14 protein-coding genes, 1 tRNA gene, 2 rRNA genes, 1 other RNA gene and 1 other annotated feature are annotated in these 13,280 nt (G+C 39.5%); of the genes, 3 read left to right on the plus strand and 15 right to left on the minus strand.

Features of this window, described 5'->3' with window-relative positions:
- From HNR43_RS13800 to tadA, 8 genes are all read right to left on the minus strand, one after another.
- Positions 1–131 (minus strand): 16S ribosomal RNA (locus HNR43_RS13800); the annotation flags it as partial.
- Positions 132–315: 184 nt separating this feature from the next.
- Complete coding sequence (locus tag HNR43_RS13805) at positions 316–582, minus strand: pro-sigmaK processing inhibitor BofA family protein (RefSeq protein WP_183244678.1); 267 nt, start codon at positions 580–582, stop codon at positions 316–318.
- Between the two features lie 86 nt (positions 583–668).
- Positions 669–890, minus strand: a complete 222-nt coding sequence (locus HNR43_RS13810; protein WP_183244680.1) for a DUF2508 family protein — start codon at positions 888–890, stop codon at positions 669–671.
- Complete coding sequence (recR, locus tag HNR43_RS13815) at positions 890–1,486, minus strand: recombination mediator RecR (protein ID WP_183244682.1); 597 nt, start codon at positions 1,484–1,486, stop codon at positions 890–892. Before recR ends, HNR43_RS13810 begins: the two co-directional genes overlap by 1 nt.
- Before the next feature lie 9 nt (positions 1,487–1,495).
- Entirely contained in the window at positions 1,496–1,819 is a 324-nt protein-coding gene (locus tag HNR43_RS13820; protein ID WP_035045628.1) for a YbaB/EbfC family nucleoid-associated protein, read from the minus strand.
- 16 nt (positions 1,820–1,835) lie between these two features.
- Positions 1,836–3,515, minus strand: a complete 1,680-nt coding sequence (gene dnaX / locus HNR43_RS13825) for a DNA polymerase III subunit gamma/tau (RefSeq protein WP_183244684.1) — start codon at positions 3,513–3,515, stop codon at positions 1,836–1,838.
- Between the two features lie 108 nt (positions 3,516–3,623).
- Positions 3,624–3,888: signal recognition particle sRNA large type (ffs, locus tag HNR43_RS13830), an RNA gene on the minus strand.
- Positions 3,889–3,961: 73 nt separating this feature from the next.
- Positions 3,962–4,450, minus strand: coding sequence for a tRNA adenosine(34) deaminase TadA (tadA, locus tag HNR43_RS13835; protein ID WP_183244687.1), 489 nt, complete (start codon positions 4,448–4,450; stop codon positions 3,962–3,964).
- A 135-nt stretch (positions 4,451–4,585) separates the two neighbouring features.
- Here tadA and HNR43_RS13840 point away from each other — a divergent pair, with 135 nt between their 5' ends.
- Together HNR43_RS13840 and HNR43_RS13845 are read left to right on the plus strand one after the other, a co-directional pair.
- Positions 4,586–5,224, plus strand: a complete 639-nt coding sequence (locus tag HNR43_RS13840; RefSeq protein ID WP_032101919.1) for a deoxynucleoside kinase — start codon at positions 4,586–4,588, stop codon at positions 5,222–5,224.
- Positions 5,221–5,889 carry a deoxynucleoside kinase gene (locus tag HNR43_RS13845; protein WP_183244689.1) on the plus strand — a complete coding sequence of 223 codons (669 nt, stop codon included), beginning with the start codon at positions 5,221–5,223 and terminating at the stop codon, positions 5,887–5,889. The genes HNR43_RS13840 and HNR43_RS13845 overlap by 4 nt, the downstream gene beginning before the upstream one ends.
- 120 nt (positions 5,890–6,009) lie before the next feature.
- On the opposite strand, the gene HNR43_RS13850 is transcribed toward HNR43_RS13845, so the two are convergent.
- The 6 genes from HNR43_RS13850 to guaB form a co-directional block, all read right to left on the minus strand.
- Positions 6,010–6,102 (minus strand) — tRNA-Ser (locus HNR43_RS13850).
- Between the two features lie 79 nt (positions 6,103–6,181).
- Positions 6,182–7,456 (minus strand): serine--tRNA ligase, encoded by a 1,275-nt coding sequence (serS, locus tag HNR43_RS13855; protein WP_183244691.1) that lies wholly within the window; start codon positions 7,454–7,456, stop codon positions 6,182–6,184.
- 49 nt (positions 7,457–7,505) lie between these two features.
- Positions 7,506–7,720: a binding site (T-box leader), on the minus strand.
- Between the two features lie 56 nt (positions 7,721–7,776).
- A complete protein-coding gene (pdxT, locus tag HNR43_RS13860) occupies positions 7,777–8,355 on the minus strand; it encodes a pyridoxal 5'-phosphate synthase glutaminase subunit PdxT (protein WP_183244693.1) in 579 nt (192 codons plus the stop codon).
- A gap of 18 nt (positions 8,356–8,373) precedes the next feature.
- Positions 8,374–9,258: a pyridoxal 5'-phosphate synthase lyase subunit PdxS gene (gene pdxS / locus HNR43_RS13865; protein ID WP_183244695.1), complete on the minus strand. Its 885-nt coding sequence runs from the start codon at positions 9,256–9,258 to the stop codon at positions 8,374–8,376.
- A gap of 212 nt (positions 9,259–9,470) precedes the next feature.
- Positions 9,471–10,757: a D-alanyl-D-alanine carboxypeptidase family protein gene (locus HNR43_RS13870; RefSeq protein ID WP_246346341.1), complete on the minus strand. Its 1,287-nt coding sequence runs from the start codon at positions 10,755–10,757 to the stop codon at positions 9,471–9,473.
- Between the two features lie 141 nt (positions 10,758–10,898).
- The gene (gene guaB / locus HNR43_RS13875; protein WP_099669032.1) at positions 10,899–12,365 is read right to left on the minus strand and encodes an IMP dehydrogenase; all 1,467 of its coding nucleotides are present in this window, start codon (positions 12,363–12,365) and stop codon (positions 10,899–10,901) included.
- Positions 12,366–12,484: 119 nt separating this feature from the next.
- Here guaB and HNR43_RS13880 point away from each other — a divergent pair, with 119 nt between their 5' ends.
- Entirely contained in the window at positions 12,485–13,183 is a 699-nt protein-coding gene (locus HNR43_RS13880; protein ID WP_183244699.1) for a YaaC family protein, read from the plus strand.
- A gap of 21 nt (positions 13,184–13,204) precedes the next feature.
- Here HNR43_RS13880 and rrf read toward each other — a convergent pair.
- Positions 13,205–13,280: ribosomal RNA gene (rrf, locus tag HNR43_RS13885) — 5S ribosomal RNA — on the minus strand; the annotation flags it as partial.

Raw genomic sequence — 13,280 nt, forward strand, 5'->3', positions numbered from 1 at the left:
GGTTGCCCACGTGTTACTCACCCGTCCGCCGCTAACGAATCAAAAGCAAGCTTTTGATTCGTCCGCTCGACTTGCATGTATTAGGCACGCCGCCAACGTTCGTCCTGAGCCAGGATCAAACTCTCCATAGAAAGTTCATATCTCTAGCTTTTACGCTGCTGTTTTGTTCAGTTTTCAAAGAACAACAAAGACGTGAATAATAGTACCATAAAAAACAATTACTTGTCAACATCTTTTTTGTTATTAACAACGACATTTATTAATATATCATGAATGTACATATTCGTCAACAAAAAAATAAACGGATATGTCCGTTTATGAAATGACATATTGTTGAATGAAAATAAGGGCTACAACACCAGGGATGCCTAGAAAACCCGTCACAGTTACTGTGAACAAATTAATTGGCAAATGAATACCTGATACATCACCAACAATATTAATTAAAAAAATAAATAAAGCTCCAATCACAAAACGAGCAATTCCTTCACCAATAAATCGGGTCAATCGTATCGGAATTCCAATAAGCAAAATAATAACAATTAAACTAACGATCGACACAATGACGACTGTTTCATTCATCCTTTCCTCTCCTCCCGTCTGTTTTATTTTTAAATATATGTTCACCTCTTTTCTATATGACAAGCCCACGTAAAAAGGGAAGGGGATCATCCCTTCCCAATTGTTACTTTGCGCTTTTTTGCTTCTCGAAGGAGAAATAAATATTTTGCTTCAGCGATTTTTAAATCAAAGATGACTTTTTCAGACGGCTCAACACTTTTTTCTATCAATTGCTTTTTTCCCATCCAATCGTCACGATAATGTTGTAATCGCTCAATAAGCTGATCGTTAAATTGTTTGCGTAGCCATCCTTTTTTCTTCCAAAACACTACAATTCCCTTCTTCCTTCAAGAGCTTTAGATAACGTCACTTCATCCGCGTATTCTAAATCACCACCAACCGGCAATCCGTGAGCAATACGCGTAATTTTAACACCCGTTGGCTTCAACAACCGCGAAATATACATGGCCGTTGCTTCACCTTCAATATTTGGATTCGTTGCTAAAATCACTTCTTGAACCGTTTCATCTTGAAGACGTCTAAACAACTCAGCAATTTTAATATCTTCTGGTCCAATTCCTTCCATAGGAGAAATCGCTCCATGTAACACATGATATAGCCCGTTATATTCTTTCATTTTTTCCATAGCAATAACGTCTTTCGGATCTTGAACAACGCAAATAATCGAACGATCACGTTTGTCGTCTTGGCAAATATAACAAGGATCCTTATCAGTAATATGACCGCACGATGAACAATATGTTAAATTTCTTTTCGCATTTACGAGCGCTTTTGCGAAATCCAGTACTACGTCTTCTTTCATGTTTAGCACAAAAAACGCCAGACGGACGGCCGTTTTCGGTCCGATGCCTGGCAATTTCATAAAACTGTCGATTAACTTCGATATCGGCTCTGGATAATACATACGAACCCCCTAGAATAATCCTGGTATGTTCAATCCTTTTGTAAACTGTCCCATTGTTTCTGCTGTTAACTCATCTACCTTTTTTAACGCATCATTTGTCGCCGCAAGCACTAAATCTTGCAACATGTCGATATCTTCTGGATCAACGACTTCTTCTTTAATTTTCACTTCTAAAATTTGTTTATGACCATTCGCAACAACAGTGACCATTCCACCTCCTGCTGTTCCTTCAACTGTTTTTTCCGCTAATTCTGCTTGCGCTTTCTCCATATCTTTTTGCATTTTTTGCATTTGTTTCATCATTTTTTGCATATTTCCCATTCCACGCATCATGTTCATCATTCCTCCATTACTCTTTAATTTCGATTAAATTTTCACCAAACCATTTTTTCGCTTCCAAAATAAATGGGTCTTCCTGCTCGTGTTGTTCATCCTCATTTGTTTGTTGACGAATGAACTGCTCACGAATTTGAAACCATTCATTTTCAGGAACAGGGATCGTATCGAGTTTTTTCCCTGTTAGCTCCAATAACACTTGCTCTAAATTATCTTTGACATAGTTGCTATTATCAGCAACCATCTTACAATGGATTTCATATTTAAATTTTAACACAAAAGCTGTGCTACTTGCTGCTACAGGCTCACTTTCTTGTAATAATGCTGCATGCGAAACTTTATTTTGCTTTTTCAACAGCTCGAGCACATGTCCCCAATTCCCTTTAACAAGGGACAAATGTTGATGCGTTGCTTGACGAAGTACTTCATGAATGCGCCCTACTGGTATTTTATAGTCTGTACGAATACTTTTTCCTGTTTTTTTCACCGATTCACTTGTTTCTGTAGCAGAGGGCTTCACACCAGTTTCCTTTAGTTTCGCTAATTCTTCTTCAAGTTGTTTCAACTTCTCCTCTAACACCGGAGAAATCGAAGTTTTAGTCAAGCGCTCCTCTTCGTAACAAAGTTTCACAATTGCCACTTCCATATGAATGCGCGGGTGATTCGTTAGACGCATGTCATGTTGACTTTTACTTAATAAATCGATTGCTTCATATATAAATGATGTTGGAACCATGTCAGAAAGCTCTCGAAAGCGCTCGTCAACAAGCACGCGATGCGTCACATCCTCGAGCTGTGGCGCTGCTTTATATAAAAGCATATCTCGATAATAGTAAATTAAATCTTCGACAAGACGATTCGGGTCTTTCCCTTGCTCCATTAAATCTTGAAAAAGACGTAACGCCTCAACCGTCTTTTTTTCATACATCGCGCCAATTAAATCTGCAATTTTTCGTTGCGAAACCGTACCTGTAACCGCTAACACATCTTCAAGCAACACCCGATCATCACTAAAAGAAATGGCTTGATCAAGCAAACTTAACGCATCACGCATTCCGCCATCGGCAGCACGCGCAATCGCAAATAATGCTTCTTCCTCTACATCTATCCCTTCTTCTGCAACAACCGTTTTCAAGCGCGAAACGATAGACTTCAGCTCGATGCGCCGAAAATCAAAACGTTGGCATCGCGAAACGATCGTTAACGGAATTTTGTGTGGCTCTGTTGTTGCTAAAATGAAAATGACATGTTTCGGTGGTTCCTCTAATGTCTTTAATAACGCATTAAACGCACCAATGGATAACATATGCACTTCGTCAATAATATACACTTTATACGGTGCTGAGGTTGGAGCAAATTTCACCTTATCGCGAATATCACGAATTTCATCTACCCCGTTATTTGATGCTGCGTCAATCTCTAACACATCCGAAATCGAACCGTTCATAATGCCTAAACAAGTCGGACATTCGTTGCATGGCTCTGCTGTTGGACGATGCTCGCAGTTTATCGCTTTAGCAAAAATTTTAGCTATACTTGTTTTTCCTGTCCCACGTGGACCCGAAAATAAATATGCATGTGAAATCTTTTGTTGAAGCAGGGCATTTTGCAACGTTTTTGTGACGTGTTCTTGACCGACAACATCTTTAAAGCTTTGCGGTCGAAAAACACGATATAAAGCTTTATAACTCACGAAACTGCCCTCCTCTTTGCTCATATCTTATTCATTATATCATTAAAAAACGCATGAAAAAAGCACTTGCCGTTTGAGCAAGTGCTTGTATCTCACCTACGTAAGTTGCCGTGCACCTTCCGTCGACTAGCTACCATAAACGTTACTAGAGTAGTTAGCTCAGTTCAGGCACCCCTGCGGCACATGGGATCGTCCGCTTACTGCTGCTTCCTTCCGGACCTGACAGGGTTCACGGATTCCCATTGCGCAGGACCCAAACGTCAACACCACTTACTCTAGGCAGACTCTACAGCAAACTAGCCTAAAGAAGGGATTCAGCCTCGCTAGAGCGGATTGCGAGTACAGGGCACCGCTACCTCCCCGCTTAGCACGGCAATGCGTTATCTCTAACGCAAGTATAAGTATATCTCTTTTTTGTATAAATTGCAATGTCTACACAATGGAATTTAATTGGAATAAAAACTATTTTTTTCTTCTTTTTTTCGTTGACGCAATCGTCGAAAAAACTCGCTTAGCATATGGCCACATTGTTCAGCTAATACCCCACTAACAACTTCTGCTTGATGATTAAATCGCTTCTCTTGCAATAAATTCATTAATGTTCCAGCACACCCTCCTTTTGGGTCACTAGCTCCAAACACAACTCGTTTTATCCGAGAAAGAACGATTGCTCCAGCACACATCGCACAAGGTTCTAACGTCACGTACAACGTTGCTTGTTCTAGTCGCCACGTCCCTAGTTTTTTACATGCTTCATCAATAGCTAAAAGCTCTGCATGAGCAATCGAGCGTTGATCCCGTTCGCGCAAATTATGAGCTCGCGCAATGATTTGATCGTTATATACAATAACAGCACCGATAGGCACTTCTCCTATTTCTTCTGCCTTCTTTGCTTCTTCAATCGCTAAATGCATGTAGTACTCATCATTTTTCATCTTTTGAAACTCCCGTACCTTTTTATCATCTATAGAGTATATCAAAACAAAAAAGCAACATACAGACTAATCATTTTATGTTAAAATAAATTTTGTCTGTCTACACAGACGGTTTCACCTAAAGGAGGTTACACAATGTCCCGCGTGCCCTTTATTACTGTGGAAGGTCCAATCGGTGTTGGAAAAACATCGTTAGCCAAGGTCATTTCAGACTATTTTCAATATGAATTGTTAAAAGAAATCGTTGATGAAAATCCTTTTTTAGGTAAATTTTATGAAAACATCGAAGAATGGAGTTTCCAAACGGAGATGTTTTTTCTATGTAATCGCTATAAACAGCTAGAAGATGTCGAAAAAAATTTTTTAAACAATGGGAAACCGGTTGTAGCTGACTATCATATTTTTAAAAACTTAATCTTTGCTAAGCAAACGTTAAAAGGAAAGCAATACGAAAAGTATGTACGAATTTATGACATTTTAACAAACGACATGCCAAAACCAAACGTCGTCATTTATTTACACGCTTCATTACACACGTTGTTAAAGCGTATCGCTATGCGTGGTCGCGAATTCGAAAAAAACATTGACCCGAACTATTTACAACAACTGTCTCATGCTTATGAACAAGCAATGGAACAATTTGAACAAGCCCATCCCCATATTCCTGTATTGCGATTTAACGGGGACGAACTCGACTTCGTTCGTCGTGATCAAGATCGATTTTATATTTTAAATGAACTACAATCTGTTCTTAAAAGGAGCTTAGAACAATGAACTTACGAGAAAAATATCATATTCCCAGCGATGCTGTCATTACCATTGCTGGAACGGTCGGTGTAGGAAAATCAACGATGACAAAAGCGTTAGCTGATGCACTTCAATTTCGCACTTCTTTTGAAAAAGTAGACACAAACCCGTATTTAGATAAATTTTATGCCGACTTTAAACGTTGGAGTTTTCATCTTCAAATTTATTTTCTTGCAGAACGGTTTAAAGAACAAAAACGTATTTTCGAATACGGGGGAGGATTTGTCCAAGATCGTTCCATTTATGAAGATACAGGCATTTTTGCAAAAATGCATTTTGAAAAAGGAACAATGTCGAAAGTCGACTATGAAACGTATACAAGTTTATTCGAAGCGATGGTTATGACACCATATTTTCCTCATCCTGATTTACTTATTTATTTAGAAGGAAGTTTTGAGGAAATTATTAAACGTATTCGTGAACGCGGTCGCCCAATGGAACAGCAGACACCAATTGAATATTGGAAAGAAATGTATGAAAGGTATGAAAGATGGATTAATAGCTTCAACGCTTGTCCTGTTTTGCGTATTAACATTAATGAGTATGATATTATTGGTGATGCTCAATCAATCGAACCGATTGTCGCAAAAATTGGGTATATGATCGAACAATATCGTAAGTTAAAAAAATAAGGATGCCTAGTTTGGGCATCCTTATTTTTACATAAAACAAAAATTCGTTACATATCGTAACGAATTATTTCAATAAACAATCTCCATTTTATGCGCTGTGGTTTGTAAACATCCAAATGATGGCGGAGGAGGAGGGATTCGAACCCCCGCGCGCCTTTCGACGCCTCTCGGTTTTCAAGACCGACCCCTTCAGCCAGACTTGGGTACTCCTCCGTATCGACATGTATTAATTTATCATAATCATCATCGCATGTCAATATTTTTTATATAAAAAAGGGGAGCAAGTTCCCCCCTATGAAATCACCTCTTTGCCTCCCATGTATGGTCGAAGTACTTCTGGAATAACGACCGTTCCATCTTCTTGTTGATAATTCTCCAAAATCGCTGCCACTGTTCGTCCAATCGCTAAGCCAGACCCATTTAACGTATGCACATGTTCTGGTTTCGCCTTTGGATCACGGCGGAAACGAATGTTTGCACGACGAGCTTGAAACGCTTCAAAATTGCTGCAAGAAGAAATTTCTCGGTATGTGCCATAGCTTGGTAACCATACTTCAATGTCATATTTTTTCGCAGCAGTAAAACCTAAATCAGCTGTACACATGCTCATCACACGATACGGCAAACCTAGTAGTTGTAAAATACGTTCTGCATCATTTGTTAGTTTTTCGAGTTCTTCATAAGAATCTTCTGGTTTGACAAATTTGACAAGTTCTACTTTATTGAACTGATGTTGACGAATTAATCCACGTGTATCTCTTCCTGCTGAACCAGCTTCTGAACGGAAACATGCACTATAAGCGGCATATTTAATCGGTAAATCATCTGCTGATAAAATTTCATCACGATGTAAGTTTGTTACAGGGACTTCTGCTGTTGGAATTAAAAAGTAATCTTCGCTCTCAATACGAAACGCATCTTCCTCAAACTTCGGAAGCTGTCCCGTTCCCGTCATGCTCGCTCGATTGACGATGTACGGTGGTAAAACTTCTTCATATCCGTGTTGTTCCACATGTACATCTAACATAAAGTTAATTAATGCACGTTCTAAGCGCGCCCCAAGTCCTTTATAAAATACAAATCGACTTCCTGTTACTTTCGCTGCACGTTCAAAGTCTAAAATACCAAGTTGATCAGCAATTTCCCAGTGCGGCTTCGGTTCGAAAGGAAAAGAACGCGGTTCACCCCATTTACGAATTTCTACATTATCATCTTCTGATTCACCAATTGGAACAGATTCATGCGGAACATTTGGAATCGATAAAAGTAACGTTTCAAGCTGTTGTTCCACTTCACGTAATTCATCGTCAAGCACTTTAATACGATCACCAACTTGGCGCATTTCAACAATGAGATGATCTGCATCTTTTTTTTCGCGCTTTAATAAAGCAATTTGTTGCGACACATCGTTTCGCTTATTTTTTAATTCTTCCGCTTGTGCAATTAGTTCTCGACGACGACGATCGAGCTGCTCGAATCGTTCAAAATCTGCTAAATCCTCACCACGATGTTGAAGCTTTTGTTTTACTTCTTCAAAATTGTTACGTAAAAATTTTAAGTCTAACATCATCATTCCTCCTTTTTGATTTATGAAATAAAAAACTCTCGTCCCGAAAGAAAGGGACGAGAGTGCTCCCGCGTTGCCACCCTAGTTGAAGACGTACGTCTCCCACTCGAGAGATATAACGGTTCTCACCGGAAATGCCTACTGACTAACGCGTTCAGCATTTCGCTCCAGGATGGATTCACAAGTCATTCCTGCCGATTCGCACCGACCACCGGCTCTCTGAAAGGAAGAGGGCTTGCTACTAGTTCCTGTCATCGCTTTTTATTCATATCATTTTCTTGGAAATAATGTACTATAAGTTTAAACAAAATGCAACTCGTTTATTCTTTTGTCTCTTTCACCATGTTGATAAAGTATTGCGTCATACGATTGTCATCTGTTAATTCTGGGTGAAACGAACATCCTAAAAACTGTCCTTGTCTTGCCGCGACAATGCGACCCTCATACGTCGCGAGCACGTCAACATCGCCCCCTACAGATACAATATGCGGAGCGCGAATAAATACACCAATAAAATCGTCGGCAACACCTTTAATTGCTAAAGATGCTTCAAAACTTTCACGTTGACGACCAAACGAGTTGCGCTCAACCGTAATATCCATTAAACCAAGGTGTGGCTCATCATAACCAACAATTTTTTTAGCTAAAATGATTAAGCCAGCACACGTTCCAAACATCGGCTTCCCTTCGCTTGCAAATTGCTTCAGCGGTTCAATAAATCCATATTTATCCATCAAGCGACGCATGGTCGTGCTTTCCCCGCCTGGAATGATGAGGCCGTCAATATGTGCAAGTTGTTCTACTTTTTTAACAACAACAGCTTCTACACCACACGCTTCAATTGAACGTACATGTTCACGTACAGCCCCTTGTAACCCTAGTACTCCTATTCTCACCATATTCATTGCTCCTTTACATTACCATCCGCGTTCTTGCATTCGTTGTTCAGGAAGCAACGAAGAAATATCAATCCCTTTCATCGCTCCACCTAATCCTTTCGATAAGTGAGCAATTAATTCGTAATCTTCATAATGAGTTGTAGCCTCTACGATAGCACGTGCATATTTTTCAGGGTTTTCTGATTTGAAAATACCTGAACCGACAAATACACCATCAGCACCTAAATGCATCATCAACGCTGCATCGGCTGGTGTCGCGACACCACCAGCTGCGAAGTTAACGACAGGAAGACGACCAAGGCGTTTAATCTCTAATAGTACCTCAAACGGAGCACCTAAGTTTTTCGCCTCTGTCATTAATTCGTCTTCGCTCATGCTGACGACTTTGCGCACTTGCGCGTTTACTTTACGCATATGGCGAACTGCTTCAACAATATTCCCTGTACCCGGTTCACCTTTCGTACGAAGCATGGAGGCACCTTCAGCAATACGACGAGCTGCTTCACCTAAATCACGGCAACCGCATACAAACGGCACAGTGAATTGACGTTTATCGATATGAAACTCTTCATCTGCTGGCGTTAATACTTCACTCTCATCAATATAGTCTACGCCGAGCGCCTCTAATACACGCGCTTCCACATAGTGACCGATACGCGCTTTCGCCATCACCGGAATAGATACTGCATTCATCACTTCTTCAATTACAGTTGGATCAGCCATGCGGGCAACGCCACCAGCTGCACGAATATCAGCTGGAACGCGCTCAAGAGCCATCACAGCGACTGCACCTGCTGCCTCTGCAATTTTTGCTTGTTCTGCGTTCACAACGTCCATAATGACGCCACCTTTTTGCATTTCCGCCATCCCGCGTTTTACACGTTCTGTACCTGTAACCGCCACCGTTCATTCCTCCCATTATGTATATCGTTATTGTGATATTGTACTGAAAAATAAGTTTCACGACAACTATTCATCACTTCAGTACACTATCCATATTCTAGCATACGTTTTTACTAGGTAAAAGTGTAGAAACACTAACTACATTTTTTTATTTTAACTCAATTTTTTAAAAAATCACAATAAAAATTTTAAAGCTCTCTAAAAAGAGAGCTTTAAAACAACCCTTTGATTGCGTTTGAAGCACCGTGCCAAATGTCGCTAAACAGTTCGCCAATGGCGCGCATCGCTAAAACAAAGCCATTTGCTTTCTCTACAGCTTGTTTTGTTACGACGTCAACTTGTGCTGCCTTTTCCCCTTCTTTCGTTAAATAGCCGTAGTCTGTTCCTTCATATTTCACATACATATACCCGACTTTTTGACCTTTTTTCACAGGAGCTGTTAACGTTTCTTTTTCAATGACAACAACAGGCTTATATTTTTTTTCTTCCCCGCGCTTGATGACAAGCGACAATGGTTGTTTTGTTGCAATCGCAACTTCTTTTTCTTTTCCTTTTTTTACAGTTATCGCTTTATATTTTTTCGTCGTATAGCCTTTTGGATATAATTGTTGTACAGTATAGTTGCTAAACGCATAGTCTAACATTTTTCTCGTCTGTTCAAAACGTGATAAATGCGTACCTTTGCCGTTCGTTTTGGCATTCATGACAACGGTGATAAAACGCATGCCATTTCGCTCTGCTGTACCTGTAAAGCAATACCCCGCAAACTCTGTATATCCCGTTTTAATACCATCTACACCTTCATATGCTGCGACAAGTCCTGGGAGCATCCAGTTCCAGTTATCCATTTTAATTTGGTCATCTGTTCCTTCTCGGAAATACTTTCGAGGAATACTTGCCGTTTCTAAAATTTCCGGGAACTCGTGATATAAATGATATGCTAATGTTGCCACAGCACGAGCAGACATCACGTTTTCGTCGTTATCTCCACTCCCTGCTGGGTGCAGTCCTCCTAAATCTTTGTTATTTAGTCCAGTTGCATTCACAAACTTATAATCTTTTAATCCTAACTCTTTAGCTTTTTCATTCATCATCTTCACGAAATTCGTTTCCGAACCACCAACAATTTCTGCAATTGCAACCGTCGCTCCGTTGGCTGAGTAGATAGCCATCGCCTCATACAGTTCACGTACTGTATATTTTCCGTCTTTTCTCAACGGAACGTTCGATAAGTCTCGCTTTTGCGAAATTTGATATACATACTCACTTACTGTGTATTCTTGATCCCATTTGACGCGTCCTTCATGAATGGCCTCTAGCAACAAATACTCCGTCATCATTTTTGTCATACTAGCAATTCCTAAAACCGCATCAATATTTTTTTGATATAAAATTTTTCCCGTTTCCGCTTCAACAAGAATAGCAGCATCGGCTTCAATATTGAGCACGTCTTCTTCGGCTTTTGTATTTTGCGGTAACGTCACCAGAAACAAGAACATTGCTACAATGGAAATGATGAAGCTCTTGTACCATGTTTTCACGCTCAAACCCTCCAACTCTGTTTTACATAACCGTTATTTTAACATACTCTTGTAAAAAAAAATAGACAGAGGAATCTTCCACCTCCGCCTATTTGTTTACTAGATGAGCGAGTAGTTCGGAGCTTCTTTCGTAATTTGAACATCATGTGGATGGCTTTCTCTTAATCCTGCTCCCGTCATGCGCACAAATTGAGTTTTTTCTCGCAATTCTTCTAAGTTTTTCGTTCCGCAATAGCCCATTCCTGCACGCAATCCACCAACAAGTTGATAAATCGTATCAGCAAGCGGTCCTTTATAAGGTACGCGTCCTTCAATGCCTTCTGGAACAAATTTTTTATTATCTTCTTGGAAATAACGATCTTTACTTCCTTTTTCCATTGCTCCAACTGATCCCATGCCACGATATACTTTAAATCGTCTACCTTGATAAATTTCGGTTTCTCCTGGGCTTTCAGATACGCCCGCAAGGAGACTGCCAAGCATAACCGCATGTCCTCCAGCTGCTAAAGCTTTTACAATGTCACCAGAATATTTAATTCCTCCATCAGCAATGATCGAAACACCATATTTTCTCGCTTCTGTTGCACAGTCATAAATGGCCGTAATTTGAGGAACGCCGACACCTGCGACAACTCGTGTCGTACAAATGGATCCTGGACCGATACCAACTTTAATGATATTTGCTCCTGCTTCAATTAAATCTCTTGTCGCCTCCGCTGTCGCGACATTTCCCGCAATAATGTTCAATGTTGGATAAGTGTCGCGAATTTTCCGTACCGTTTCAAGCACTCCTTTTGAGTGACCATGAGCTGTATCAACTACAATGACGTCAACATTTGCTTCCACAAGCTTTTTCACGCGCAACATCGTATCTGATGTAACCCCAACGGCTGCTCCAACAAGAAGACGTCCTTTGTCGTCTTTTGCTGCGTTTGGAAATTCGATAACTTTTTCAATATCTTTAATAGTAATAAGTCCTTTTAACACACCTTGATCGTCAACGAGAGGGAGTTTTTCAATTTTATACTTTTGTAAAATTTTTTCAGCTTCTGCTAATGTCGTTCCCACAGGGGCTGTAATCAAGTTTTCTTTTGTCATCACATCAGAAATTTTCATTGAGTAATCTTGAATGAAGCGTAAATCGCGATTCGTAATAATTCCAACAAGTTTTTGTTCTTCAGCGTTATTCACGATCGGAACACCTGAAATCCGATATTTACTCATTAAATGTTCTGCATCATATACTTGATGTTCAGGGGTCAAAAAGAATGGATCGGTAATTACCCCGCTTTCTGACCGTTTTACTTTATCGACTTGTTCCGCCTGTTGTTCAATTGACATGTTTTTATGAATAATTCCTAATCCTCCTTGGCGTGCCATTGCGATCGCCATTTCCGCTTCGGTTACCGTATCCATTCCTGCACTAATAATCGGGATGTTCAATTTTAACGTTTTACTTAGTTCAACTGTTAAATCGACATCACGAGGTAACACTTCTGACTTTGCTGGAATCAAGAGGACGTCATCAAACGTCAATCCTTCTTTCGCAAATTTTGTTTCCCACATTGTTTTTCCCCCTCACTTTGGAAATATTAATTAGTAGAGTATCAACTTCGCTTTTTTCTGTCAAGAAAACATAAAAATGTTAGATAATTCGATCAATTAATAAATAAGGAGAGCGTACGATGTGGGAAGTATTTTATTCATCAAATTTTGTACATCAATTTTTACTTGAACGCTATAAACAAGAAGGGAGAGAAGATGCAGAAAAGAAAAGCTATGATAATTGTTATCCATTTATGTACTACTTACAACATGGAAAAAAATTTTATGACACAGCTCGCCAAGCACCATTAGCGATTAAACCTGTTTTATTATTTTATGGGAATGTCCAGCTTCTTAAAGCATGTTTATTAACGATTCATGCTGACTATCCTGAATCCTCAACTGTTTTGGCACATGGAGTATCGACGAGGAAAAGAAAAAAACAAAACTATGATTTTTTTAAAGATGAGGTAAAAATTCAAAAACACGGTTTGTTTACTTATTTTTCTGAAAAAATGTTTCATGTGAAACATGCATATGGTGAAAAATTTTGTATGAAACAGTTGTTAGAGCAAATAGAGGAACTAACCCCTTTATTTGATCTATATTTTAAACAAACAAATGGACAAAACAAGCGTATTCATAAAATCATTGCCCACTATTTATTACTATACAATTTAAGTATGATTTGTCGTTATGAAACGGAATGGTGGTACGATCTTCTTCACAGTTATTCCAATGACGCATATCCTTTTATCGTGCAGTTTTTGGACGTAACTGAACGAAAAGTACCAAAATACTTACATGATTATTTGTTATACAAAAAAGACCAAGACTGAGACGTCTTGGTCTTTTTGTTTGCCCGGCAACGTCCTACTCTCGCAGGCGGTGTCCCGCCAACTACCATCGGCGCTGGAGAGCTTAACTTCCGTGTTC

This window comes from Anoxybacillus mongoliensis (genome assembly GCF_014201515.1).
Classification (GTDB): Bacteria; Bacillota; Bacilli; order Bacillales; family Anoxybacillaceae; genus Anoxybacillus; species Anoxybacillus mongoliensis.